Source organism: Alcaligenes sp. GW821-FHT11D07 (assembly GCF_058808495.1).
Genome location: NZ_JBXART010000001.1, coordinates 1435163 through 1460406 on the forward strand (window position 1 = coordinate 1435163; position 25244 = coordinate 1460406).

The window sequence follows — 25244 nt, forward strand, 5'->3', positions numbered from 1 at the left end:
TTAATTAGCGGTGTGCGATCAGACGCTGGTGCGCAATGTCTTGGCTGCAGCAACCATATTGGTCAGAGCCGGGATCACTTCATTCCATTGACGCGTTTTCAAACCGCAGTCCGGATTCACCCAAAGACGTTCTGCAGGCACACGCTCGGCAGCCTTTTTCATCAGGTCCACGATGTGCTGCTCAGTCGGGATATTGGGCGAGTGAATGTCATAGACACCTGGGCCAATTTCATTGGGGTATTGGAAGTTCTCGAACGCATCGAGCAATTCCATATCCGAACGGCTGGTTTCAATGGTGATCACATCCGCATCCATGCTGGCGATCGACGAAATAATGTCGTTGAACTCCGAATAGCACATATGGGTATGGATCTGAGTCTCGTCCTTCACACCATTAGCGGTAATGCGGAAGCTCTCCACCGCCCAGTCCAGATAGTTCTGCCATTGTGACTTGCGCAGCGGCAAACCTTCGCGCAACGCGGCTTCGTCAATCTGAATGACATGCACGCCCGCCTTTTCCAGATCCAGCACTTCTTCACGAATGGCCAATGCCAGTTGCAGGCAAGATGCCGAACGGGGCTGGTCGTCTCGTACAAAAGACCAGTTCAAAATCGTCACAGGGCCTGTCAGCATGCCTTTCATGGGCTTTTGCGTCAGGGACTGCGCGTAGGTAATCCATTCCACCGTCATGGCTTGCGGGCGGCTGATGTCACCAAACAAGATGGGTGGTTTCACGCAGCGCGAACCATAAGACTGCACCCAACCGAACTGGCTGAAAGCGTAGCCATCCAGTTGCTCACCGAAGTACTCAACCATGTCATTGCGCTCGGCTTCGCCGTGCACCAATACATCTAGCCCCAGTTTTTCCTGTTCACGCACGCTGCGCTCTATCTCGGCGCGCATTGCGACCTGATAGCCCGCTTCGTCCAGGCGGCCGGCCTTGAACTCGCTACGAGCACGACGAATGTCTGCCGTCTGCGGGAAAGAGCCAATGGTCGTGGTAGGGAAATCGGGCAAATTCAAGAAAGTAGACTGCTTGGGAGCACGCTCTGCGTACACACTGCTGCGCTTGCCCAGCTCAGCCGTAACGCGAGCCACCGCAGCCTTCACAGCCGGATTATTCACTCGGGGCGAATTGCGACGTGCCGTCAGTGCGGCCAAGTTCTCAGCAAGCTCCGCCTTTACCGAATCGCGGCCGTCGCGCAGGGCCTTGCCCAGTACACGCAGCTCATCCAGCTTTTGCAATGCAAAGGCAAGCCATGACTTGACGTCAGCCTCCAGCTTTTCTTCACTGGCCAGATCCACCGGCACATGCAGCAAGGAGCAAGACGGAGCAATCCACAAGCGATCACCCAATTGTTTAGCGACGGGTTCTACCCAACCCAGCACAGCCGTCAAATCTGTTTTCCAGATATTGCGACCATTGATCACGCCCAGGGACAAAACCTTATCGCCGCCCAATTGCTTGATCAGGGACTCCACGCCATCACGGTCGTTAATCGCATCAATATGCAGACCCGCCACTGGCAGATTAGCGGCCAGAAAAGCATTTTCCAGCAACTGGCCAAAGTAAGTCGCCACCAACAGCTTCACGCCAGCGGACTGCAAGTGCTGATAAGCCGTCTTGAAGGCTTGCTGCCAGTCAGCATCCAGCTCAGTCACCAGGATAGGCTCGTCCAGTTGTACCCACTCTACGCCCTGCTTGGACAAGGTATCCAACAATTGGGCATACACAGGCAGCAGTCGATCCAGCAAAGCCAGCTTGTTGGAGTCGTCCTTGGCTTTACCAAGAGCCAAATAAGTGACAGGGCCAATAATGACAGGCTTGGCCTTCACGCCCTGGGCCTTGGCTTCAGCCAATTGCTCCAGCAGGCGAGATGCATCCAGTTTGAACTGGGTGTCAGCCGTAAATTCAGGGACGATGTAGTGATAGTTCGTATCAAACCACTTGGTCATTTCACCGGCAGCGACGCCGCCGCAGCAAGCGCTGTGATCTTCCTGCCCCTTGGCCGAGCGACCACGAGCAACACGGAAGTAGTTGTCCAGCTTGTCGCCGTGAAAGTCCTGTACCCGCTCGGGCAAGTTACCCAGTGTGAAACTGGTATCCAGCACCTGATCGTAGAAAGAAAAATCACCCACGGGCACCAAATCCAGGCCCGCTTGGTCTTGCCAATGGCGCTGACGCAGTTGAGCGCCCAGAGCCTGTAATTCGTCGCGCGAAGATTCACCCTTCCAATAGGACTCCAACGCAAACTTCAGTTCCCGTTTTGCGCCAATGCGCGGAAAGCCAAGATTGTGGATCGTTGTCATGTGCAGCTCTCTATAGGCCAGTGAAATAAGGTATGGATTGCATTGTAGGTATACGCTCCAATGAAGTAAAATGGCCTTATCTCACCAATCCATGAATATCCTTCACATATCATGTTAGAACGTATCCATCTGGCCATCGTGCAGCAAGTTGACAAGCAAGGCTCCCTGACTGCAGCGGCCGGCATGCTGCATGTCACCCAATCCGCGCTTAGTCACACCATGAGGAAATTGGAGCAGCAATTGGGCACCGAGATCTGGCGCCGCGAAGGGCGCAACCTGCAGCTGACCCAGGCAGGACAGTACCTTTTGGCCGTGGCCAATCGCGTTTTACCGCAGCTGGATCTGGCGGAAGAGCGCTTGGGCCAGTTCGCCCAGGGCGAACGCGGTTCGCTGCGGATTGGCATGGAATGCCATCCCTGCTATCAGTGGCTGCTGAAAATTGTCTCGCCCTACCTGAGCACCTGGCCCGATGTGGACGTGGATGTAAAACAGAAATTCCAGTTCGGCGGCATCGGCGCCCTGTTCGGTTTCGAGATTGATTTGCTTGTCACGCCCGATCCGCTCTACAAACCGGGCCTGACCTTCGAACCTGTGTTTGACTACGAGCAGGTACTGGTAGTCGCCAAAACCCATCGTCTGGCGACTGCGGCGTATGCCAAGCCGCAAGACATAGACAGAGAGGTCCTGATTTCCTATCCGGTAGATATAGACCGGCTGGATATCTACAACCAGTTCCTGCTGCCCGCTGGTATCGCCCCCCGTCGTCACAAAACCATCGAAACCACGGACATCATGATGCAAATGGTGGCCAGTGAACGTGGAGTCGCCGCCCTGCCCCGTTGGCTCGTGGAAGAGTACGCAGAAAAACTGGATGTGGTGCCAGTGCGATTAGGTAAGCAGGGGATCGCCAAGCAGATTTTCCTGGGTGCGCGGGAAACAGATACCACGATTGATTACGTAAGGGCGTTTGTGGAGCTTGCCCGTACTCCCGCTTTTTTGCAGGGTATTAGCTAAGGCCGGTAAGAACCCCCCGGAAATACCAGTCTTATAGCCGTTCTCCCTGCTCCCTCAATCAGGCCAAAGTCATGATCTCGTCGGCGTAGCGACCTTGACGCAGCAAGCTCACCATCTTCTCCATGGAAGGCTGGATATGGGTGAAAAAGGCCTTGTACCCAGCACACAAATAATTCAGGCCGAACTGTCCATCCGGAGTTTCAATGAAACGATTACGTGGACACTCTCCATAACAGGCAAAGAGCACGGGACATTGTCTGCAATATTCTGGAAGCGTATCGAACTTGGCATTGCCAAAACGGCGCTGCTTCTCGGAACTGACCAATGTGGCTAGCGGCGTGTCCTTAATATTGCCCAAGCGATACAGCGGCTCTACGAAATGGTCACAGGAATACACATCGCCATTGCGTTCCAACGCCAAGGAAGCGCCGCAGGTGGGCGCAACCAGGCAGCTATTGTGCTGATCCAGCCAGCTTCCCAGCGCCACGTCAAAAGTGGTGACGTACACCTTCCCAACATCGCGTCTTATCCATTCGTCGAATATCGCTACCAAAAAACGGCCAAATTTTTCGGCGGATACGGACCTGCTGCTTACTTGAGTGCCTTCTTGCTTATACAAGGGCCTGTCTTTGCCCTTTGCTCCACCCCAGCCTTGCTCGGCGAGCACCCTGGTCTGTTCCGTCACGCGTTCCACAATCGGGATCAGCTGGATATATTGCGCCTTTAACTCGTCACGGAAAAATCGGTATACCTCTACAGGATGATCCTCATTTCCGGCATGGATCGTACAGAGAATATTCGTTTCAACCCCGTGCTGCTGCAGGCAATTCCAACCCCGTAGCACCTGTTCAAATGAGCCCTGCCCTTGCCGGCCTACTCGATAAATATCATGCAGGCCGGCAGGCCCATCGAAGCTCACGCCCAGCAGAAAGTTATGCTGACGAAAAAAACGCGCCCACTCATCGTCCACCAACGTCGCATTGGTTTGCATGGTGTAGAGGATCTGTTGGTGGCTTTGACGATATTTTTCAGCCAGCTTCACAGACAAACGATAGAAATCCAGGCCCCGCAACATAGGCTCGCCGCCCTGCCAGGCGATTTCAACTTGAGGCCCAGGCGAGGACTCCAACAATTGCCGAATGTAGATCTCCAGCGTCGCCTCATCCATGAAATAACTGGCATCCGGGTACAGGTTTTCCTTGGACAGAAAAAAGCAGTACGTACAGCTTAAGTTGCACGCTGCGCCAGCGGGTTTAGCAAGAAGGTGATAGTACTGATGCCGTTGTGTTGACATAAGCTCCTCTGAAGTGACAGGTTCATGCCCGGCAGCGAGCAACAGGCTCGCCACCGGAGTTATCAGGAATCAGTCCAAATATTCGACCTTCAGATGACGGATGCTGCCGTTAAAGGCGAAGGGCTTACGGTCAAAATAGTCCAGCGACACCGGGGAATAACTATCCCGGCCCACGTCAAAGGCATCATTTGCGGTAAAGGTAAGCGCTGTAGCACGTGGGGCACGCCCTTTGCTGACCTCTTTGCCGTTTACACGAATGGTGATATCAAGCGGCGCGGGACGAACACCGTCGGCCTTGCGAGTTTCAACCTCTATCTTGACCTTCCCTGTCGGGAGCGGATCGGTGGTCTCCAAGCGGGTTCGCTCAATGGAAAACAGATTGTATTCATAGCTGAGCTTTCCATTCTCCACCCATAAAGCAAGGCCACCCGAGAACGCACCAAGCGCATAAAGCACGCCCTTTGAATCAGCATCCACGTCCGCATCGATTGTGACCAAATTACTGCGTGAGCCCAGCCGTGGCGCGGTAAATTCAGGAACGCCCACCACCTCCTGCGTGTAATTGAAGACCTTGGCCGGATTAGAGGGTGCATCCTCTGGATGGTAGACCGCGGACCATAAGCCCCCGCCCACCGGGTTGACCTTATTATCCTCAGCACTGACAGCAAAAGCCTTTTGCAGTTCAGTGAGCTTGTCGGGATAGGCAGCAGCAACGTCCTTAGCCTGCGAGAAATCCTTGCTTAGATCGTAGAGTTCCCAGACATCGTTTTTAGGCGACCATTGCATGATCGCAGGATCAATACCCGTTTTCCAAGGAATACGCGGTCCGAATACTGAAGCGATCCAGCCATCCTTGTAATAGGCACGGCTGCCCATGACCTCGAAATACTGGCCGCCCTTGCGTTCAGGCGCCGTCGGAGCCGCAAAGGAATAGGTCATGCTGATGCCGTCAAACGGATCTTGGCTAATACCATCGACAAGCTCTGGCGGCGTAATGTCCAGAATGTCGTAGATCGTGGGCACGATATCGTTCACATGATGGAACTGCGGACGTGGCGTATCGTCTGCCTTGATTTTGCTGGGCCAAGAAACTGCAAGCGGCGTACGCATCCCACCAAAGTGCGCTGCAATCAGCTTGGTTGACTGGTAGGGAGCAGAGCCTGCCCAAGCCCAGCCCGCGTGATACATATTGTCGACTTTGGACGTCCCCAGCACATCCAGCCCGCCAAGCTCGTTCATGACACGAATATGGTCTTTGATCTCCGAGGCAATCCCGTTCTGCGCCAACAGTTCGCTGATGGTGCCGTTTTGGCCCTCTGCACTGGAGCCATTGTCGCCCCAGATATAGAAGATCAGCGTGTTGTCACGAATGCCTAGCTCCTCCAAGGCATCGATCAGACGGCCTGCCTCCGCATCAGCGTGCTCGGTGTACCCGGCAAACACTTCCATCAGCCGGCGCTGGAAGGGTTTTTCATCCTCCGGAATATCAGCCCATGCCGCCAGTGTCTTGGGACGGGGCGTCAGCTCTGTCGCCTGCGGGATCCAACCCAGTTTTTTCTGGCGAGCGAACACGTCTTCGCGCATCACATCCCAGCCTTGGTCGAACTTGCCCTTATATTTGTCCGCCCATTCCTTGAAAATATGGTGCGGACCATGGGATGCCCCTGGCGCCCAATACATGAAGAAAGGCCGATCCGGCGTAAGCGCATGAACCTGCTTCATCCAGGTGACCGCTTTATCGGTCATGTCTTCGGTAAAGTGGTAGCCCTCTTTTCCTTCAGATGGATTCAAGCGAACCGTGTTTTCAACAACCGCAGGTTCCCAATCGGAAGACTCACCAGCCAGAAAGCCGTAAAAATAATCAAAACCGATGCCCTGCCCTGCTGGCCAGTTCGTATAAGGGCCCACCGCCGTGGTTTCTGTAGCTGGCGTGTTGTGCCATTTACCGAAGGCACCGGTTGCGTAGCCATAAGAACCCAGCACTTTCGCCACGGTGGCAGAAGTACGCGGGATTCGACCGGAGTACCCGTCCCAATCATTGGCAAGTTCAGCAATCTGACCATAGCCGACCCGATGGTGATTGCGCCCCGTCAGCAAAGCCGCCCTGGTGGGTGAACACATCGCCGCATTATGAAAGCGGTTATAGGTAATGCCATCACCGGCTACACGGCTAAGCGTCTCTGTTTTGATGACACCGCCAAAGGTGCTGGGAAGCGCCGGGCCCACATCATCGAGCATGATCACAACAATATTGGGCGCATTCGCTGGCAAGTGCGACTGAGCGGGCAAAGGATTGTAGGTCGACTCTGCAATCGTCGGCCCGGCTTTACTGCCCGATGGTGTTGGGGGAAACGGCAGTGATTTCTGTGCGGCCACTGGCGACCCTAACATCATCAGTGCTGTACTGACGCTCAAGCAACACGTTCTAATCGGATGGTTAATACGTCGTTTCATCGGGCTCTCCATTTCAAACAAGACATCTAAAACCGGCTGAATCATTAAGGTATTGATTGCCTCGAAATATCTATCGGCAGGCCGATAGCACTCATCATTGTTAAGAGTGCTTAGACACGATCTGCTTTTATTTCGAACAGCCTCCACCGCTGAATAAAATCAATAATCCGGCAATAAAAATTCTGAAGTCCAAAAAACCAGACAGCCATTTAGCAATGCACGGGTTTTCAAAACCTTGATGGCTGACTTGGCTACTCGCTGATTAGCAGTTACTCCGTCTTGAGCAGCCGTCTATCAGCTAGCGGTATGGACTCTTCTAAATGAGTCTATCCAGGCGTAATTTGGCTCGGCATGAATGCCGAAATTAATCAGTGATTTGCTGTAGACCTAGGAAAATCGAGAAGAAAGATCAGCTGTAGTTATTGCGATCGTCCTCAGCGGCGACCACCTAGATAGGGCTTGCCAATACACGATTGGCCTCGACATCGCCTTGCATCCATGCAGCGGCAGGTAGAGTGATGCAGTCTTGGTATTGAAGCGATGCGCTAGTCCTAGCAACAATAGAATCCAGGAGGGTTTGAACGGGCTGCGCGCTAAAGCTGCTGCCGATACCCAGCCCAAACATGCCCAGGGAAAACACAAACCACAGCCTGACCTGCTTGTTACCCATGTCACCCTTCCCTATTCAAATTCATGAAGCCCATTCACAACAGGAACAAGAAAAACCTCATCATCCTGTTGCCCTCCGATCACGCTTGCTTGCCGGAACTGCTGGTTTTTATAGTTCTCATACCAATAGCAGTCCCCCACAACTCGCAGCGCCTAAGCTAGCGACGGCATATCAAATTCCCGTGTAGCTGACCGATGTTGGGCTGATTCTATAAGAAGGCTTAGACAAAAACTTGCCATTTGACGCCAAGGATGAGAATCCATTTTTTTTTGGCTTATGGATGTGAAATAGGTTTCTGATAATTCACAAGGTAGCGCAGGCATATAAAAAATTATTTTTATAAGAATTTATTTTTTTCTATGAGCCGGTTCTTCCAGAAACCACTTCGATAATTATCATAGAGCTTGCAGGCGTACAGCTCTGAACTTTTAAAGTTTTCATTTTTTATTTCTGCACCTCTGAATTTCTATATTTTCTTCTGACTATATGTCCAAAGATTAAAAGGCCTCACTGGAAGGGAGTGCCTGAAATCACAAATCTTGCAGTAGCGTGACCTCCCATGATGCTGCTCCTGTTTTGTGGAGTTCTTAACTCCTTGCCTATAGTTTGAACAACGCTAAGAACTCCATTTTTGAGGGACAAAGTCCACCCAGACCCGCTCTATAAACTGGGTTTGAAGTTCGAGCCTGTATTCGATGACGAGCAGGTGCTTGTGGTCTGCGAAGACCATGCAGTGGCGACTGTAGGCTGTGGGCTGTGGCTGTGGCTGTGGCTATGCCCAGCCTAAGGGCCTGGATAGAGAAATACTGATTTCCTATCCTGTGGACATAGGCCGTCACGATATCTACAAGCAGTCTCTGCTGCCCGCTGACATCGCCCCCCTACGCCACAAAGCGATTGAGACAATAGACCTCATGATGCAGATGGTGGCGAGTGGCCTTCCTAGTGATCGGGTCAACGGTCTGCCTGCCGTGCTGTTCGCTAGCGACGGCCCGTTTTAGCGCCGGACTTGAGCTGTGTCCAAAGTTTGGCGAGCATCTTTTGTAGTACTTGGCATTCCGCTTCATCAAGGCTGCTGGTCAGCGATTCGCACATCTGCCAGAACGCCGGCAGGGCTTGGTCCACCAACTTACGGCCTTCATCGGTCAGCTCCAAGGAAAAACTGCGTCGGTCTTCGGTACTTAACTTACGGCGCAGCAGATCGCGTTTTTCCAGCCAGTCCAGCAAGGAAGTCACCGTGGAGCGGGTCACGCCGAAATACTCCGCGATGTTGGACGGAGTGATCGCCTGGCTCTCCACCAATCCCCGCTCTGCAAGACTGAAGAACATCAGTACATCGAACTTGCTCTCCGACAGGCCAAAAGGCGCTAGGCGGCTGTTAGCGCACTGCTCGATGTCATCGCACAGCCACAGCATCAACAAGCCTAGCCCTGCACGGCTTGGGTTGGTGGTTTCGTCGGCACTAGCGCGCATCAGCTCCAAGTGCGGACGTACTGCCTTAAGAGCCGTGAAGGATGGCGTAGAAGCGGATGTTTTGGGCCGTTGCATGATGGGTCAAGCTCAATACCAAAGGGAAAGTTGGCAATCATAGCGCAAAGAAATAGTACTACTTGCGTATAATACGATAGACGTACTATATTCCAATTGCCTCACAACAATCAAAGGCCAAGCCTTAACTAAAAAATCCCGAAGGAGCCTATACACCATGAAAGTAATCGAATTGCACCATGTTGGTTTCGGCGTCAATCATGCGCAGGCCGATGCCATGCTTGATTTCTATCGCAACGTGCTGGCTTTGCCACAAGATCCGTCTCGCTGGAAAATCCCCGGCATTTACGGTTCGTGGTTCAACCTACCCAATGGCACCCAGCTGCACATTCTTGGTTGCGAAGGCGTTTCCCAGTACGCCAAAGGGCCGGATCAGGACCCGGTCTCAAACCACTTCGCCCTGGCCGTCGAGGACATCCTCGTCGCCGAACAGGAACTGGTGGAGAAAGGCATCGAGTACTTCACCCTCGACAATGTGGCCTCTCCCAACCTTAAACAGTTGTTCCTGCGAGATCCCGCAGGAAACCTTATCGAGCTGCATCAGGCCACGGCTCGTAGCGCGGGTGTCGCGGCAGATGAGCAGCAAACAAGCCCCACCACCAATCGCTAAATGTATAGCTAGCAGGAGTGAGACATGTATTTCGATATGGAAGCTTTAAGCAGCGAGCAACGTAGCAAGCTGGTGCACTCTACGGTGATCCCCCGGCCCATCGCATGGGTGAGTTCGTGCAGTACTTCGGGTGCGGTCAACGTTGCGCCGTTTTCGTTTTTCAATGTGATGTCCGGGGATCCCCCGTTGCTATGCCTTTGCATCGGTTCACGCGCGGGTGAACCCAAGGACACAGCACGTAACATCGTCGACCAAGGCGAATTTGTGGTCAATCTGGTCTCGGCAGACATGGCCGGCCGCATGACCATCACCTCTATAGATTTTGAGGCCGGGTTCAATGAGGCCCAAGAGGCCGGGCTTGAAATGCTTCCGAGCCAGCAGGTGGCCGTGCCACGAATCGGATCGAGCCCTTGCTCAATGGAATGCAAGGTGCGCCAGTTAATTGATATTGACGGTATACGAACCTTTGTACTCGCAGACATCGTCGGCGTACACCTATGCGACGAAGCAGTGACCGATGCCACAAGAATGTTCATCGATCCATTGCCCATGGCGTTGATCGGACGTCTTCATAATCCTGGCTGGTACTGCAAAGTATCAGCTGATTTCCAACTTACCACGCCCTCTCTCCAGCAATGGCAGGCTCTGAAGGATCAGGGACAGGCGCAGCAGTTGTTGAGCTGGCAAGCCCCAGCCCCGAAACACTCCGGAGGCTGAGATGTTGAATGAAATTGAAGTGCGCCAAAGCGCGGAATACCTGGATAAGGCGGAGCGCTCCCGCGAGCAAATACGTCAGATCTCGCTGACCCATCCCGAGATGAGCATCACCGATGCGTATGCCATCCAGCATGCCTGGGTACAGATGAAGCTTGCCCGTGGTCAGCGAATCATCGGCCACAAAATCGGCCTCACCTCCAGGGCGATGCAAATGGCTTCACAGATTAATGAGCCAGATTACGGCGTGCTACTCGATGACATGCTCTGGGGCGACGGCAGTGAAATCCAACGCGAGAAGTTAATCCTTCCCCGGGTGGAAGTGGAACTGGCTTTCATCCTTAACCGCCGCTTGGCTGGCGAGCAAGTAACACTGTTAGATGTGCTTGACGCTACCCGTTATGTAATGCCTGCACTGGAGATCATTGATGCGCGCTCCGAACAGCTCGACCGTGAAACTAAGCGACCGCGGCGGGTAGTCGACACCATTGCCGACAATGCAGCGAATGCCGGAGTGATCCTAGGCGGGCGTCCAGTGCGGGTGGATGATCTGGACCTACGCTGGGTGGGTGCACTGTTGATGCGTAATGGCGTGATCGAGGAGACGGGCCTGTCTGCGGGTGTTCTTAATCACCCCGCCAACGGTGTTGCATGGCTGTGCCACCGCCTGGCTGCATTCGACAGTGGCCTCGAACCGGGGCACATCGTGCTCTCAGGCTCTTTCACTCGTCCAGTGCATGCCAACGCGGGCGACACCTTTCATGCTGACTTCGGACCACTGGGCAGCGTCGGCTGCCACTTTATCTGATCCTTCACTCTTCACGATTTAGCGATGCATAACTCCTTCAAACAAGCGCTTAGCAAGAACGATCCAGTCATTGGCCTATGGCTGGGCCTAGCTAACGCCTACACCGCCGAATTACTCGGCGGTAGCGGGTACGACTGGCTGGTTATCGACAACGAACATGCCCCCAACACCGTGCCCTCTACCCTGGCACAACTTCAGGCCCTAGCGGGTACACCGGCACACCCTGTTGTCCGTGCCGCTAGCGATGACACCGTAGAGATCAAACGCTTACTTGATTTGGGAGCCCAGACCCTACTCATCCCCATGGTCGAAAGCGCCGAACAAGCCACGCGGATCGTCGCCGCAACGCGCTACCCACCGATTGGAGTGCGCGGGGTCGGAGCAGCCCTGGCGCGAGCTTCACGCTGGCAACAAGTACCCGATTACCTAGCCCATGCTGATACCCAGATTTGTACACTGGTGCAGGTTGAAAGCATGGCGGGTCTGTCGGCCCTGCCTGAAATTGCACGGGTCAGCGGCGTCGACGGTGTGTTCATCGGCCCGGCTGACTTGGCAGCGTCAATGGGTCATTTGGGCAATCCTGGACACCCGCACGTGCAGCAAGCGATAGCCACCGCCATCGGCGAGATTCGTAGCGCAGGTAAGGCGGCGGGTATCCTTAGCGGCGACTTGGCTATGGCTCGCACTTACTTACAACTGGGGGCCGTGTTTGTCGCAGTAGGGTCAGATGTCGGATTACTGACAAATGGCGCACGAGCTCTGCGTGAATCATTTCGAGATATTGCGTAATTACCTTGCTTCGGGTGCTTGGGTCAAAGTAGGTTCGAAAGGTGAATCGTACTAACTTTAATTAGACGGATCGGGCGGGGGCCGGTGCGAAGTGCGCGCAAGGCCATGCTCGTTCCACCAGACTGTAGTCGCGTTTGCTACATCGGACTCCTTGCCCCAACTGACTTTCCTTCGATAGAAAGAAGTGTCAACGTAATTCAGGAACGGTCGCAAAAAACAAAAAAGCCCGCAATTATGCGGGCTTTTTTACTTTCTATGCTATCAGATGGCTGGCCGTGCCAGACAAGGCATCACTCCCACTCAATCGTCGCTGGTGGCTTGCTGCTCACGTCGTAAGTCACACGGTTGATGCCGCGAACTTCATTGATGATACGACCAGAGACACGCTTCAGTAGTGCGTAAGGCAGCTCAGCCCAATCGGCTGTCATGAAATCGCTTGTCTGCACGGCGCGCAGGGCTACGACGTATTCGTAGGTACGGGCATCGCCCATGACGCCTACGCTCTTGACGGGCAGGAATACGGTGAAGGCCTGGGAAGTCAGGTCGTACCAGTTCTTGCCGCTGATGTCGTCCACGGTGGTGCGCAGTTCTTCGATGAAGATCGCATCCGCTTGGCGCAGCAAGTCTGCGTATTCGCGTTTGACTTCACCCAGGATACGCACACCCAAGCCTGGGCCTGGGAAGGGGTGGCGGTAGACCATGCCGGGAGGCAGGCCCAAGGCGACGCCCAATTTGCGGACTTCGTCTTTGAACAATTCGCGCAAGGGTTCCAGCAGCTTCAGGTTCAGCGTATCTGGCAGCCCGCCCACGTTGTGGTGGGATTTGATGCCAGTGGCTTTACCGGATTTGGCGGCGGCGGATTCGATCACGTCTGGGTAAATCGTGCCTTGTGCCAACCAACGGGCATTGCTCAGTTTCGCCGCTTCTTCCTGGAAGATTTCCACGAATTCACGGCCAATGATTTTGCGCTTGGCTTCTGGATCGGTCACGCCGGCCAGCTTGCCCAGGAAACGGTCGGAAGCGTCGATATGGATGATCTTCAAACCCATATTGTCCGCGAAGGTGCTCATGACTTGCGTTGCTTCGTTCAAGCGCAGCAGACCGTGGTCTACAAATACGCAGGTCAACTTGTCGCCGATTGCTTGATGAATCAGTGCAGCTGCAACGGAGGAGTCCACACCGCCAGACAGAGCCAGAATGACTTCTTCGTCGCCCACTTGTTCGCGGATGTTGGCAATGGCCTCTTCCACGTAGTCGGGCATGTTCCAATCGCCCACGCAACCGCAGATCTCGCGCACGAAACGCTGAAACAAAGCAGCGCCTTGCAGCGTATGGGTTACTTCGGGGTGGAACTGAACCGCGTAGAAACCGCGCTCTTCATCAGCCATACCGGCGATTGGGCAGGTAGGGGTGGACGCCATCAGCTTGAAGCCAGCAGGCAAAGCGGTGACTTTATCGCCATGGCTCATCCAGACTTTCAGCATGCCGTGGCCTTCTGCTGTCATGAAGTCCTGGATGCCTTCCAGCAATTTAGTGTGGCCATGGGCGCGTACTTCAGCGTAGCCGAATTCGCGCTTGTCGGAGCCTTCGGTAACACCGCCCAACTGGCGGGCCATGGCTTGCATGCCATAGCAAATACCCAATACAGGCACGCCCATTTCAAAGGCGGCGGAGGGAACTTGCAACGCATCTTCGGCATATACCGAAGCGTGGCTGCCGGACAGAATGATCCCTTTCAGGCCTTCCTGGGAACGGATGAATTCATCGCTGACATCACCGGGGTGGATTTCGCAGTAAGCACCGGCTTCGCGTACGCGACGCGCAATAAGCTGGGTGACCTGGGAGCCGTAATCAAGAATCAGAATTCGCTGGTGCATGAAAGTATCGAGCCAATAATAAAGCGGTAAAGGATCTATTTTACGCTGTGTAGCGCCGCTTAGGGAGCCGCAGAAATACTCCAGGCCGAAATTGTCCTGCATCACTGGTATTCATGCGGCAAGGCAGCTACAGTACATGCAGCCATTTTGGGAGTTTCAGCATGTCTTCGAGTCGTACCCCGCATCAAAGCGAGCTCAATGAACACCATGAATCCCGACCTACCCAGGCCGGTCAACAGCAAGGCGGAAGCAGCTACATCCCTTCTTCCGGCTCTTCCGGTGATCGCTCGCACAGTTTTGCCTATGAATGTCAGGAGGACACGGATGAAGTGTCTGACAGCCTGACTTTTGTGTTGGTTCACGGCGCCTGGCACGGCGGTTGGTGCTGGTCCCGGCTAGCGGCACGATTGCGGGCCAAAGGGCATAAAGTCTATACGCCGACACTCACCGGACTGGGTGAGCGCAGCCACTTGCTCAACCCCGACATCACGCTGAACACATTCGTGGATGATGTCGCTAATTTGATACGTTGGGAAGAGCTCTCCAATGTGGTGCTGGTAGGCCATAGTTTTGGGGGACTGGTCATCAGCGGTGTGGCAGATGTTCTGCCTCGTTGCATCCGACAACTGATTTACCTGGACGCATTTATCCTTCCCAGCGGAACCAGCACATTTGATACACTGCCTGCCAAAATGGTGGAAAGCATGACAGCTTCAGCAGGTAAAAGCGCCGTTCCTGCCGTGCCCCCTCCCCCATTAACGGTCTTGAGCCTGCATGCCGCTGAAGACCAGCATTTCGTCGGCAATCGCCTCACTCCTCAGCCGCTCAGTGTTTATCACTCCTCCTTGCGTCTGCAGAACCCCGTCATCGGCAATGCCCGGCCCTGCTCGTATATTTCTTGCACGCAGCCGACCTTCCGAGGTGTGGATACATCGCGCGAATGGGCACGCCAGCAAAAAGACTGGGAATTCCGCGAGCTGGAAAGCGGTCACAGTGCTGCCATCACCCACCCAGATATGCTGAGCCGGTTGTTGCTGGAGCTGGCGGACTAATCGGCTGCGCGTTCTTTAGAGCGATAGAACTCTCTGGGAGTCACACCAAAATGCCGCCGGAATACGGCGGCATACGCACTTTGACTAGCGTAACCGTGTTGCAAAGCGACATGCACAACGGGCTCTCCTGCAGCTAAACCTTCTAAAGAACCGAGTAGACGGGCGAACTGGCGCCATTGCCCAAAACTGATGCCCGTATGACGACGGAATAGGCGGTGAAATGTCTTCACGCTCATCGCCAACTGCTGTGCCCAGTCCTGCGCATCCCGGTCATCATCCGGAGAGGTTTCCAACTGCCTACACACCAATAACAGTCGTGCCTCTTCAGGCCAAGGTAGATGAAACGGCAGAACCGGGAGCTCACGCAGCTCATCCAGCAAAAGGCGCATCAAGCGCCCCTCACGACTGTCCAGCGCATAGACCAACGGTATTCGGCTGGCCTCCAGAATCAGCTCCCGCAACAAGGGGCTGACATCCAGCACACAATTACGTGTTGGCAAGCCAGGGGCGGCATCAGCATCCACAAAAATGGTGCGCATTTTGACATGCCCTCGCATACGCACCGAATGAGCCCGACCTGGTTGCAGCCAGACACCGCGGCTGGGAGGAACTACCCACCGCCCTTCCTGCGCATCGATCACCAATACGCCTTGCACTGCATACAAAAACTGCGCGCGCACATGTTGGTGTTCCTGGATGACATGGCCATCCGGATAATCTGCCGCCAAACCACTGATGGGCATCTTAGCCAGTTCAACCGGCATATGAAGTAGAGGATCGACCACAAGCTGTCCCATTCGCGCTAAATCAAGTCAGTTTAGCGAAAGACAGGCATAGCGGTCTACGGCGAGCATACGTCTTCTTATTAACGGATGCTTTTTATGCGCAACTATGCTTATCCACTGGTGACCATGCTTTTATGGTCTGGCAACGTGATTGTTTCCAAAATGGCTCACGGCCTGATCGCCGCCCCCGCCATGAGCTTTTATAGAGTCGTGTTGGCACTGTCCATCATGAGCTTGTTCGCTGCCCGCCCCGTCTGGCGCAACTGGCACAAGATCCGCCCTCAATTACCCAAGTTGGCGTTTCTGGGCTTTTTAAGCATGGCCTTCTATCAATGCCTGTCTTACTGGGCGGCGGCCAGCACTAGCGCTACCAATATGGCAGTGATCACCGCTTTGACACCTTTACTGACCTTAATGACGGCTCGCCTGCTGCTTCCAGGCACTGGCGCGCGCGGAATGCTGCCTGGTGCCATCCTGGCCTTGGTCGGAACAGTGTGGTTGATTAGCGGCGGCCAGCCTTGGCAGTTGCTATCTCAAGGAGTCCGCAGCGGTGACCTGCTGATGCTGACCGCGGCCTTGAGCTATGCCTTTTACAGCGTCTTTTTGAAGAAATGGCAGATTGATGTACCCGCATGGCAGTCTACCTATCTGCAAGCCTGGGGTGCTTTGATCACCTTGTTGCCCGTATTTTTCTGGCTGCCGCCTGAGCAGACACAGCTCAATGATCAGACTGTTCCACTTATTCTATATGCGGGTATTTTGGCCTCCGTGCTGTTGCCCTATTGCTGGATTCAAGGCATCACACGCCTGGGGCCGGCCCAGTGCAGCCTGTTCCTGAACATCTTGCCCTTCATGACCGCCATGCTTGCCATCCCTTTGCTAGGTGAAAAACTGGCCACCCACCACTTAACAGGCGGGCTGCTCACTCTTGCAGGGGTGATTCTGGCTCAATGGCCTCCCCATCGTTGGCTGTTCAAGTCCAAACCCGTCACCGCTGAATGAAGAACAAGGAACTTTGCATCCTGGCCGATGGCATAGCTGATTTCGGGCCAAGAGTATCGGGTGCCACCCCTAATTCGCCATTCTGCCAATGAGGGATTGAACAATTGATATTCCGGTATTTGGGTATTTGGGTGTTTCGATGTTTTGATATTTCGATATTTCGATATTTCGATATTTCGATATTTCGATGTTTCGATGTTTCGATGTTTCGATGTTTCGATGTTTCGATGTTTCGATGTTTCAGCATTACAAGGATAGGCGCATCACGTCGTATCTGAAGCAAACCGCCCCTTCACAAAGAGGGCGGTTTTTTACTGTTTCCCACTACTTGTGGAGTCGCTTTGCGCCGAACTCAACGCAACTCAACTCAGACAAATCAAAGCAGCATTTCCTGACCAGTACTGCTACGACCTAGCCATGATGGTCAAGAGCGCTGGAGGGAGCAGGAGCAGGAGCAGGAGCAGAGGAAGAGGATGAGGACGAGGACGGGGAAGAGGAAGAGATTATTCACCCGCCTCGCCCACGAAAAAATAGAAACTTCCGAGGCGCCCTGTGGTGGATAGACACGGAAGGCTCTTCTTCCATCCTTACCTTCATAAGACACGAGGCCTTTCTCCAGCAAGATCTTCTGACCGAAAACAAACTGCCCGCAGCGGTTTGCATCAGAAAGTCTGATCCCGACAGAATCTACCTTGTCTGCAAGATCCAGGGGAGTAATTTCACTGTCCGGCGTCGGCCGCCTTCAGAACATCACAAACTACCCAAGCTTGGTCGGCGTAGTTTTTGCGTCCCGAAAGTCGATGGTATGGCTATCAAGGCCGAAGCGAAAAGCTCCGTACTCTGGGTTTTCGGCTTCGGGGTGTGGGGAATGTGGTAGCTGCATGCCTACCGGGGCGTAGATGTCCCGGACTGCTGCGGTTAGCCGATCCAGAAAGAAGTTCAAGGAGGTTGTTCTTGAAGCTATAAAAGTGCCACTACGCCCTAGCGGAATTGCGCAGGACATGCGCAGGAAGTACGCAAAACCTGCACTGGCTTAGCGGACGACACTTAAAAACAAGCGCTCGGCAATGGCGGTTTAGGCCCGCCATTGCCAGGCTGACTCAGGCCTCGCTAGCTACCAGCACGGGCTGTTTGCGAGAATTCGCCGAGGCTTCTTCCAACTGCATGCAACGCTCCAGGAACAGGAACATGAAGTCATAGCTTTTGCACACGGCTTGGCGCAACTCCACCTGCAACTCCTTGCTAGGCTGGTTCCCAGCCAGCGTGCAGATGATTTCCAGGGCTTCCCACGGGTGCGCATCATCGTACTGAGCGTGCATTTTCAGCCATTTCATTGCGCGCTTGCGATCTTCTTCCGGGAACGCCGCGGCGTACACGCCGGTGGAACACACCACCGCGGACCACTCGCCAGTGGCCCCTTCAATGGCATAGTTAGTGGCGGCAATGGCCACGATCAGTGAATCGGAAGAGCTGGTGTGCCAGCACCAGTGGCTTAGCGCGTGCAGTTCAGGCGGCACATTCTGCGCCTGTAGCTCCTCCAGACTGACTCCGTGGGCGCGGGCCCAATCCACCCAATAATCGGCATGGTTGAGTTCCACGCGAATATTGCGCATCAGCCAGCGGCGCGCCATGTCTTCTCCAGGATGGCGGGCAAATTTGGTCTTGGTCAGGTTCTGTGCCATGTACAAGGCAAACTGCTCAACCACCGGCCAACCACCAATCACGTAGTGACGCATCGTGGCAGCGCTGAGCTTATTGTCGCGCATGCGCTGGTACAACTCATGCTCTACAACACGGCGCTTGCTCTCGCTACAGTCCTGGATAAGCTGCTGCGCCCAGGCAGGGTAACTGGAAGCTTCCATAAGCGGGCCGGTTCTGTGGAATGTATCGATCACTGTCTAGCTCCTTTTGATGTGATTAGGTACAGACCAGAAAGTGTTCTACCGGAATGTACCGGGTGCCTCAGACGGAAAAAGATCACGGCCACACAGGTCGACACAACAGGCTGTTAGGGGTAAGCAACGGCGGTCGTTCGATCAGGTAGCTCTGCGCGTAGTCTACTCGAATTTCGAGCAAGGCCTGCTCGATTAAGGCCTCTGCGAAACTAGGGGCGATTCACTCGCGATTGAACTGCGGTTGCCGGAGCACCTCGCTACACAATGCGGACTGCAGCCATTGAGCTATGCTTTTTACAGTGCTGTTTTGACGAAATAGCAAATTGATGTGCCTGCGTGGCAGTCAACCTATCTGCAAGCCTGGGGGGCCTTAATCACTTTACTGCCCGTATTTTTTTGGCTACCGCCTGAGCAGACACAGCTCAATGATCAAACTGTTCCACTTATTCTGTATGCGGGTATTTTGGCCTCCGTGCTGCTCAAACTTGCAGGGGTGATTCTGGCTCAGTGGCTCCCACGACGTTGGCTCTTTAAAGCCAAACCCGCTACGCCTGAATGAAGAATAAGGCACTTTACATCCAGGCCGCCTTATATAAATTGATCTCGGGCCGGGAGCTGCGGATGACAGGTATAAACTGCCCGTAAGACGTGTTTTTCCTGAGACACAGGCCCTCAAAAAGATGAAGACCCCAAAAAAAACCGCCACCCCTAAGGGCGGCGGTTTTTGGCATGCAAGAGACTGGCAGAAATCAGTCAGCGCGGTAGTTTGGCGCTTCCTTGGTAATCTGCACGTCGTGTACGTGGGACTCACGTACGCCGGCGGCGGTAATTTCCACGAACTCGGATTTGGCGTGCAATTCGTCAATCGACTTGCAACCGCAGTAGCCCATGGAAGCACGAATGCCACCTACCAGTTGGTAAATAATGGCGATAACGCTGCCCTTGTAAGGCACGCGGCCTTCAATACCTTCTGGAACCAGCTTGTCAGCGTTGTTCGATGGGTCTTGGAAATAGCGGTCGGCCGAGCCGTCCACCATCGCGCCCAAGCTGCCCATGCCGCGGTAGGACTTGTAGGAACGACCCTGGAACAAGACTACCTCGCCAGGGGATTCTTCCGTACCCGCAAACATACCACCCATCATGCAAGCCGAAGCACCAGCGGCCAGAGCCTTGGACACATCGCCCGAGAAGCGGATACCGCCGTCAGCGATTAGAGGTACGCCAGTACCTTCCAATGCCTTGGCCACATCAGCAATAGCAGTGATTTGAGGCACGCCCACACCCGCAACAATACGGGTAGTACAAATAGAACCTGGGCCGATACCGACCTTGACGCAATCCGCGCCGGCTTCAACCAGCGCAAGCGCGGCTTCTGCTGTTGCGATATTGCCGCCAATGACCTGAATGCGGGGGAAGTTCTTTTTAACCCAACGAACACGTTCGATAACGCCACGGGAATGACCGTGGGCGGTGTCCACCACCACCACGTCCACACCGGCTGCAGCCAGTTTTTCGACACGTTCTTCGGTACCGTCACCCACACCGACCGCAGCGCCTACGCGCAGCTGACCATGGCTGTCTTTGCTAGCCATGGGATGTTCAGTGTTTTTGACAATATCTTTAACCGTTGCCAGACCACGCAGTTGGAACTGATCGTTCACGATCAGTACGCGTTCCAGACGATGGCGGTGCATCAGAGCCTGGGCTTCGTCCAGCGTGGCGCCTTCATTCATGGTGATCAGACGCTCTTGAGGCGTCATCACATCACGCAAAGGCAGATCCAGGCGGTCTTCAAAACGCAGGTCGCGGTTGGTGACAATACCCACCAGCTTGCCGGCTTCAACCACAGGCAGACCGGAAATACCGTGCTGGCGCTGCAAGTTGATGGCATCGCGCACTTTCATGGTGGGCGTAACCGTAACCGGGTCGATCACAATACCGAACTCGTGACGCTTCACACGTGCAACTTCACGTGCTTGAGCATCCGCTGTCAAGTTTTTGTGAATAATCCCGATACCGCCTTCCTGCGCCATGGCAATAGCCAGACGCGCTTCGGTCACGGTGTCCATGGCGGCCGAAACCAGCGGGATATTCAGGGTGATGTCCCGCGTAAAGCGGGTGAGCAAGGATGTATCGCGAGGCAGAACCTCGGAGTAAGCGGGAACCAACAACACATCGTCGAAGGTCAGTGCTTTCTTGATGAGACGCATGCTTTTATAACTCCGTCCAAAAATCGATTATACGCGTAAGCAATTACGCAATCCAGACCCGAGCGTTGCGAAACATCCGCATCCAGGGAGTAAAACCACCATTTGCCATCTGATCGGCGCCTTGGTCAGCCGCGCCCCACTGGGCTGGCGTCCAGGACATCATGACGTTGCGCGTCACGCGTTCAGGGTGAGGCATCATGATGGTGAAACGGCCATCAGCAGTGGTCACACCGGTCAAGCCATAGGGGCTGCCGTTAGGATTCAGGGGGTATTGCTCAGTGCGCTGCCCCAAGTGATCGACAAAATGCACGGCGGCGGCCACTTTGGACGCATCGCCTTGGCGCTGGAAGTTGGCAAAGCCTTCACCGTGGGCCACGGCCACCGGCAGACGTGTACCTTCCATGCCCTTGAAGAACAGGGACGGCGAGGACGCAATTTCCACGCTGGAGAAACGCGCCTCGTATTTTTCCGACTGGTTACGGGTAAAGCGTGGCCAGAATTCAGCGCCCGGAATCATGGGAGCCAAGGCCGCCATCATCTGACAACCATTGCAAATGCCCAGACCGAAGGTGTCGCTGCGGCCAAAGAAGGCAGCAAACTGATCGGACAATTGGCTATTGAAGCGAATTGTCTTGGCCCAGCCTTCACCTGCACCCAGCACGTCACCGTAGCTAAAGCCGCCCACTGCCACCATGCCCTGCATGCCTTCCAGCGATGCGCGGCCCGACAGCAGGTCAGTCATATGTACGTCCACGGCCTCGAAACCGGCCGTATCAAAAGCCCAGGCCATTTCAACCTGGCTGTTACATCCCTGCTCACGCAAAATGGCAACACGAGGACGCTTGCCCGTGGCGATAAAGGGAGCCGCAATGTCTTCCTGCGGGTTGAACATGACACGAGGAGAAATACCGGGGTCTTTTACATCGCCCCAACGATCAAACTCAGCCTGTGCGCAAGCAGGATTGTCGCGACGCTCCATAATGCGGCGGCTAACTTCGCTCCACTGCTTGGCAAGTTCCACACGTGGTGCCTGGTAAATGCAGGCGCCATCACGGTAAAACTCCACCTGATCAGTCTTGTTCAAGCTACCAATTACGTGGGAATGAGCCGACAAGCCAGCGTCACGCAGAGTCTGCATGACCAGATCACGCTTGGCCAAGGGAACCTGAATAACGGCACCGGCTTCCTCATTAAAGAGTGCGCGCAAGGTGATTTCGTCACGCTGTACGGAAACTTGCTCGGCACGGATCTTGAAATCACCCCAATCCGCCGCGTGCGGATCAATGGTCAACATATCCAGATTGACCGATACACCGGTATGACCCGCAAAGGCCATTTCGGCCACAGTCGCTGCCAAACCACCGTCGGAACGGTCGTGGTAAGCCAGAATCAGATCCTGATCAGCCAATTGGCGTACTACTTTCACAAAGGCCAACATGGCCTCGGCGTCCTGCATATCCGGCACGGACTGGCCAACTTGATTGAATGCATGAGCCAGCACGGATGCACCCATGCGCTGCTTGCCCTGCCCCAGATCAATCAGTACCAACGCGCTATCGCCCTGATCAGTCTGCAACTGAGGGGTCAAGGTACGGCGCACATCGGCCACTTGGGCAAATGCAGTTACCACCAGTGAAACGGGGGAAACCACCTGGCGGGACTCACCATCTTGTTCCCAGCTAGTACGCATGGACAAGGAATCCTTGCCCACCGGAATGGACAGGCCCAGCTTCTGGCACCACTGGCTAACCGCTTCTACCGTATCAAACAAGGCAGCATCCTGGCCGTCTACCCCGCAGGCAGCCATCCAGTTAGCGGACAGTTTGACGTCTTTCAGATCACGCACATCACTGGCAACCAGGTTGGTCAGTGCTTCAGCCACGGCCATACGGCCAGAGGCAGCAGCATCAATCATGGCGCTGGGGCTACGCTCGCCCATGGACATGGCTTCGCCACGCACACCTTCGTAATCGGCCAAGGTCACGGCGCAATCGGCCACAGGCACTTGCCAAGGGCCAACCATCTGGTCACGGCTGCACAAACCACCGACGCTACGGTCGCCAATGCTGATCAGGAACGTTTTGTTAGCCACCGTAGGATGGCGCAGCACCCGATGCATGGCTTCGTTCAAAGGAATGACGGTCAGGTCCAGCGGCTCAGCCACACCTTCCTGGCGCTTGACGTCGCGTTCCATGCGCGGTGCTTTGCCCAAGATGACATCCATAGGCACATCCACCGGACGCTCCTCGATGCTCTTGGGGGTATGGACTTCGTCCACACCCGGCAAACCTTCACCGAAAGTCACGCGCAGTTGGCGCTCTTCCGTGGCCACACCCACAACGGCAAAGGGGCAACGCTCGCGCTGGGCGATACGCTCAAAGCGTGGCAAGTCCTTGGGCAAAATGGCCAGGACGTAGCGTTCCTGCGACTCGTTAGACCAGATTTCAGCGGGCGACAGGCCCGACTCTTCCAGAGGAACACGAGTCAGTTCAAAAATAGCGCCTCGTTCTGCATCGTTCACCAATTCAGGGAAGGCGTTGGACAAACCACCCGCCCCTACGTCGTGAATAGCAATAACGGGGTTGTTCTCGCCTTGCTGCCAGCAACGGTCGATCACTTCCTGGGCGCGGCGTTCCATTTCTGGATTGCCACGCTGAACGGAGTCAAAATCCAGTTCGGCACGGTTGGCACCCACACCCATGCTGGATGCAGCACCACCTCCCATACCAATACGCATGCCAGGGCCGCCCAGTTGAATCAGCAAGGCACCTACGGGCAAAGGATCTTTATGAGTCAGGCGATCGTCGATAGAACCCAGACCACCGGCAATCATGATGGGCTTGTGGTAACCCCAACGCTGATCCCCTGCGGTTTGTTCAAAAGTACGAAAGTAGCCCAGCAGGTTAGGACGGCCAAATTCGTTATTGAAGGCAGCGCCCCCAATTGGGCCTTCCAGCATAATGTCCAGCGGGCTGGCGATACGGTCAGGAATACCGTGGGAATCTTTCTCCCAAGGCTCCATTTGTTCAGGGAAACACAGGTTGGAGACGGTAAAGCCGGTCAAGCCTGCTTTGGGCTTGGAGCCACGGCCTGTTGCGCCTTCGTCGCGAATCTCGCCGCCTGCGCCGGTAGAGGCACCGGGGAATGGGGCAATCGCGGTCGGGTGGTTGTGCGTTTCCACCTTCATCAAGGTATGCACCAGCGCTTCGTGACGCTGATATACCGGCTCGTTGGCCTGATCGTTGATGCCTGCATGGAACAAGGTGGCCGGGCCGCCTGTCATGATGGCGGCGTTATCGGCATACGCCACCACTGTGTTCTCTGGCTGAGCCGCGTGGGTTTCACGAATCATGCCAAACAAGGTCTTGCCTTGGGCTTGACCGTCGATCACCCACTGAGCGTTAAAAATCTTGTGACGGCAGTGTTCGCTATTGGCTTGCGCGAACATCATCAATTCAACGTCATGAGGGTTACGACCCAGACGCGTGAACGATTCCATCAAGTATTCGATTTCGTCCTCGGACAGCGCAAGACCCATTTGCTCATTAGCTGCGCGCAAGGTTTGCACGCCACCGCCCAGAATGTCCACGGTTTGGATGGGCTTGCCTTCCAGCTGCGTGAACAGGTCCTGGCCGTCGAAATCCAGACCCACGACGGTTTCGGTCATGCGATCGTGCAGCAATGCAGCCAGTTGCTCCAGCTGAGCCTGGTCCAATTCCTTGGCACCGAGCAATCCGCGCTTGGGGGTGATGATGTAGCGCACACCGCGTTCGATACGGCGCACCCCGCTCAAACCACAGTTATGGGCGATATCAGTGGCTTTACTGGCCCAGGGGGACACAGTACCCAAACGAGGCACCACGCGCAGAACCAAAGCGCCTTTAGACGGCTGCGGGTCCAGCGCTGGCAGACCATCGTCCAGCAGATCACTGAGTTGCTGACGCGCACTGGCATCCAGACCGGACTCATCAGTCCAGACATAGTATTCGTGCAGGGCAAGAATGTCGGCAACAGGCAGCTGACGCTGCTCGACACGCTCTAGCAAACGCTCACGACGAAATGCGGAGAGCACGGACGAACCGGGAAAGTACAGGATTTGGCTCACGATACGAGAGGGGCAAAAAAGGTGGGAGAAATAGAAAACACGCCATTTTAACCGGAAGCGACGCAAGCGGTCATATCGGGAAATGGCGTGCACAAAAAGGGAAAATC

At 54.8% G+C, this 25244-nt stretch carries 18 protein-coding genes and 1 pseudogene; 8 read left to right on the forward strand and 11 right to left on the reverse strand.

All coding sequences use genetic code 11. The annotated features are described in order from the left end of the window. Positions 1-18: 18 nt before the first annotated feature. A complete protein-coding gene (gene metE, locus AC1RSM_RS06640; RefSeq protein WP_492930668.1) occupies positions 19-2310 on the reverse strand; it encodes a 5-methyltetrahydropteroyltriglutamate--homocysteine S-methyltransferase in 2292 nt (763 codons plus the stop codon). Between the two features lie 111 nt (positions 2311-2421). Between metE and AC1RSM_RS06645 the strand changes: the two genes are divergently transcribed. Beyond that, complete coding sequence (locus AC1RSM_RS06645; protein WP_492930670.1) at positions 2422-3324, forward strand: LysR family transcriptional regulator; 903 nt, start codon at positions 2422-2424, stop codon at positions 3322-3324. Positions 3325-3382: 58 nt separating this feature from the next. On the opposite strand, the gene AC1RSM_RS06650 is transcribed toward AC1RSM_RS06645, so the two are convergent. The 3 genes from AC1RSM_RS06650 to AC1RSM_RS06660 all read right to left on the reverse strand — a co-directional run bounded on the left by AC1RSM_RS06650 (position 3383) and on the right by AC1RSM_RS06660 (position 7742). After that, positions 3383-4672: an anaerobic sulfatase maturase gene (locus AC1RSM_RS06650; RefSeq protein ID WP_492930672.1), complete on the reverse strand. Its 1290-nt coding sequence runs from the start codon at positions 4670-4672 to the stop codon at positions 3383-3385. Positions 4673-4687: 15 nt separating this feature from the next. Then, positions 4688-7072, reverse strand: a complete 2385-nt coding sequence (locus AC1RSM_RS06655; protein WP_492930674.1) for an arylsulfatase — start codon at positions 7070-7072, stop codon at positions 4688-4690. Between the two features lie 448 nt (positions 7073-7520). After that, the gene (locus tag AC1RSM_RS06660) at positions 7521-7742 is read right to left on the reverse strand and encodes a hypothetical protein (RefSeq protein ID WP_492930676.1); all 222 of its coding nucleotides are present in this window, start codon (positions 7740-7742) and stop codon (positions 7521-7523) included. A gap of 643 nt (positions 7743-8385) precedes the next feature. Between AC1RSM_RS06660 and AC1RSM_RS06665 the strand changes: the two are divergent. Continuing rightward, positions 8386-8680: pseudogene (locus tag AC1RSM_RS06665) on the forward strand (type 2 periplasmic-binding domain-containing protein); the annotation flags it as partial. A 43-nt stretch (positions 8681-8723) separates the two neighbouring features. Here the strand turns inward: AC1RSM_RS06665 and AC1RSM_RS06670 are convergent. After that, a complete protein-coding gene (locus AC1RSM_RS06670) occupies positions 8724-9290 on the reverse strand; it encodes a MarR family winged helix-turn-helix transcriptional regulator (RefSeq protein ID WP_492930678.1) in 567 nt (188 codons plus the stop codon). A gap of 157 nt (positions 9291-9447) precedes the next feature. Here AC1RSM_RS06670 and AC1RSM_RS06675 point away from each other — a divergent pair, with 157 nt between their 5' ends. From AC1RSM_RS06675 to hpaI, 4 genes are read left to right on the forward strand one after another with little or no spacing between them, the layout of a single operon-like run. Then, positions 9448-9900 carry a VOC family protein gene (locus AC1RSM_RS06675; RefSeq protein WP_492930680.1) on the forward strand — a complete coding sequence of 151 codons (453 nt, stop codon included), beginning with the start codon at positions 9448-9450 and terminating at the stop codon, positions 9898-9900. 24 nt (positions 9901-9924) lie between these two features. Then, positions 9925-10617, forward strand: coding sequence for a flavin reductase family protein (locus AC1RSM_RS06680; RefSeq protein ID WP_492930682.1), 693 nt, complete (start codon positions 9925-9927; stop codon positions 10615-10617). Position 10618: 1 nt separating this feature from the next. Next, entirely contained in the window at positions 10619-11422 is an 804-nt protein-coding gene (hpaH, locus tag AC1RSM_RS06685; protein WP_492930684.1) for a 2-oxo-hept-4-ene-1,7-dioate hydratase, read from the forward strand. 24 nt (positions 11423-11446) lie between these two features. Further along, the gene (gene hpaI / locus AC1RSM_RS06690) at positions 11447-12211 is read left to right on the forward strand and encodes a 4-hydroxy-2-oxoheptanedioate aldolase (protein WP_492930686.1); all 765 of its coding nucleotides are present in this window, start codon (positions 11447-11449) and stop codon (positions 12209-12211) included. Between the two features lie 290 nt (positions 12212-12501). On the opposite strand, the gene guaA is transcribed toward hpaI, so the two are convergent. Continuing rightward, complete coding sequence (gene guaA, locus AC1RSM_RS06695; protein WP_492930688.1) at positions 12502-14088, reverse strand: glutamine-hydrolyzing GMP synthase; 1587 nt, start codon at positions 14086-14088, stop codon at positions 12502-12504. Positions 14089-14249: 161 nt separating this feature from the next. Here guaA and AC1RSM_RS06700 point away from each other — a divergent pair, with 161 nt between their 5' ends. Further along, entirely contained in the window at positions 14250-15140 is an 891-nt protein-coding gene (locus tag AC1RSM_RS06700; protein WP_492930690.1) for an alpha/beta fold hydrolase, read from the forward strand. Here the strand turns inward: AC1RSM_RS06700 and AC1RSM_RS06705 are convergent. Beyond that, positions 15137-15937 carry an AraC family transcriptional regulator gene (locus tag AC1RSM_RS06705; RefSeq protein WP_492930692.1) on the reverse strand — a complete coding sequence of 267 codons (801 nt, stop codon included), beginning with the start codon at positions 15935-15937 and terminating at the stop codon, positions 15137-15139. The two genes, AC1RSM_RS06700 and AC1RSM_RS06705, sit on opposite strands and share 4 nt — an antisense overlap. Positions 15938-16021: 84 nt before the next feature. Between AC1RSM_RS06705 and AC1RSM_RS06710 the strand changes: the two genes are divergently transcribed. Then, positions 16022-16927 carry a DMT family transporter gene (locus tag AC1RSM_RS06710; RefSeq protein ID WP_492930694.1) on the forward strand — a complete coding sequence of 302 codons (906 nt, stop codon included), beginning with the start codon at positions 16022-16024 and terminating at the stop codon, positions 16925-16927. 424 nt (positions 16928-17351) lie between these two features. Here AC1RSM_RS06710 and AC1RSM_RS06715 read toward each other — a convergent pair whose 3' ends face one another. From AC1RSM_RS06715 to purL, 4 genes are all read right to left on the reverse strand, one after another. Further along, positions 17352-17645, reverse strand: a complete 294-nt coding sequence (locus tag AC1RSM_RS06715; RefSeq protein ID WP_492931481.1) for a MepB family protein — start codon at positions 17643-17645, stop codon at positions 17352-17354. 382 nt (positions 17646-18027) lie between these two features. Continuing rightward, positions 18028-18822: an iron-containing redox enzyme family protein gene (locus tag AC1RSM_RS06720; protein WP_492930696.1), complete on the reverse strand. Its 795-nt coding sequence runs from the start codon at positions 18820-18822 to the stop codon at positions 18028-18030. Between the two features lie 749 nt (positions 18823-19571). Continuing rightward, the gene (guaB, locus tag AC1RSM_RS06725) at positions 19572-21032 is read right to left on the reverse strand and encodes an IMP dehydrogenase (protein WP_492930698.1); all 1461 of its coding nucleotides are present in this window, start codon (positions 21030-21032) and stop codon (positions 19572-19574) included. Positions 21033-21075: 43 nt separating this feature from the next. Continuing rightward, positions 21076-25137: a phosphoribosylformylglycinamidine synthase gene (purL, locus tag AC1RSM_RS06730; RefSeq protein WP_492930700.1), complete on the reverse strand. Its 4062-nt coding sequence runs from the start codon at positions 25135-25137 to the stop codon at positions 21076-21078. Between the last annotated feature and the right edge of the window lie 107 nt (positions 25138-25244).

What these genes read in the sequence shown, in the direction of transcription:
- AC1RSM_RS06675 (WP_492930680.1), top strand. Translation starts at nt 9,448, where the DNA reads ATGAAAGTAATCGAATTGCACCATGTTGGTTTCGGCGTCAATCATGCG.
- AC1RSM_RS06705 (WP_492930692.1), bottom strand. Translation starts at nt 15,937, where the DNA reads ATGGGACAGCTTGTGGTCGATCCTCTACTTCATATGCCGGTTGAACTG.
- guaB (WP_492930698.1), bottom strand. Translation starts at nt 21,032, where the DNA reads ATGCGTCTCATCAAGAAAGCACTGACCTTCGACGATGTGTTGTTGGTT.
- AC1RSM_RS06660 (WP_492930676.1), bottom strand. Translation starts at nt 7,742, where the DNA reads ATGGGTAACAAGCAGGTCAGGCTGTGGTTTGTGTTTTCCCTGGGCATG.
- hpaH (WP_492930684.1), top strand. Translation starts at nt 10,619, where the DNA reads ATGTTGAATGAAATTGAAGTGCGCCAAAGCGCGGAATACCTGGATAAG.
- hpaI (WP_492930686.1), top strand. Translation starts at nt 11,447, where the DNA reads ATGCATAACTCCTTCAAACAAGCGCTTAGCAAGAACGATCCAGTCATT.
- AC1RSM_RS06680 (WP_492930682.1), top strand. Translation starts at nt 9,925, where the DNA reads ATGTATTTCGATATGGAAGCTTTAAGCAGCGAGCAACGTAGCAAGCTG.
- AC1RSM_RS06645 (WP_492930670.1), top strand. Translation starts at nt 2,422, where the DNA reads ATGTTAGAACGTATCCATCTGGCCATCGTGCAGCAAGTTGACAAGCAA.
- guaA (WP_492930688.1), bottom strand. Translation starts at nt 14,088, where the DNA reads ATGCACCAGCGAATTCTGATTCTTGATTACGGCTCCCAGGTCACCCAG.
- AC1RSM_RS06655 (WP_492930674.1), bottom strand. Translation starts at nt 7,072, where the DNA reads ATGAAACGACGTATTAACCATCCGATTAGAACGTGTTGCTTGAGCGTC.
- AC1RSM_RS06710 (WP_492930694.1), top strand. Translation starts at nt 16,022, where the DNA reads ATGCGCAACTATGCTTATCCACTGGTGACCATGCTTTTATGGTCTGGC.
- AC1RSM_RS06700 (WP_492930690.1), top strand. Translation starts at nt 14,250, where the DNA reads ATGTCTTCGAGTCGTACCCCGCATCAAAGCGAGCTCAATGAACACCAT.
- AC1RSM_RS06670 (WP_492930678.1), bottom strand. Translation starts at nt 9,290, where the DNA reads ATGCAACGGCCCAAAACATCCGCTTCTACGCCATCCTTCACGGCTCTT.
- metE (WP_492930668.1), bottom strand. Translation starts at nt 2,310, where the DNA reads ATGACAACGATCCACAATCTTGGCTTTCCGCGCATTGGCGCAAAACGG.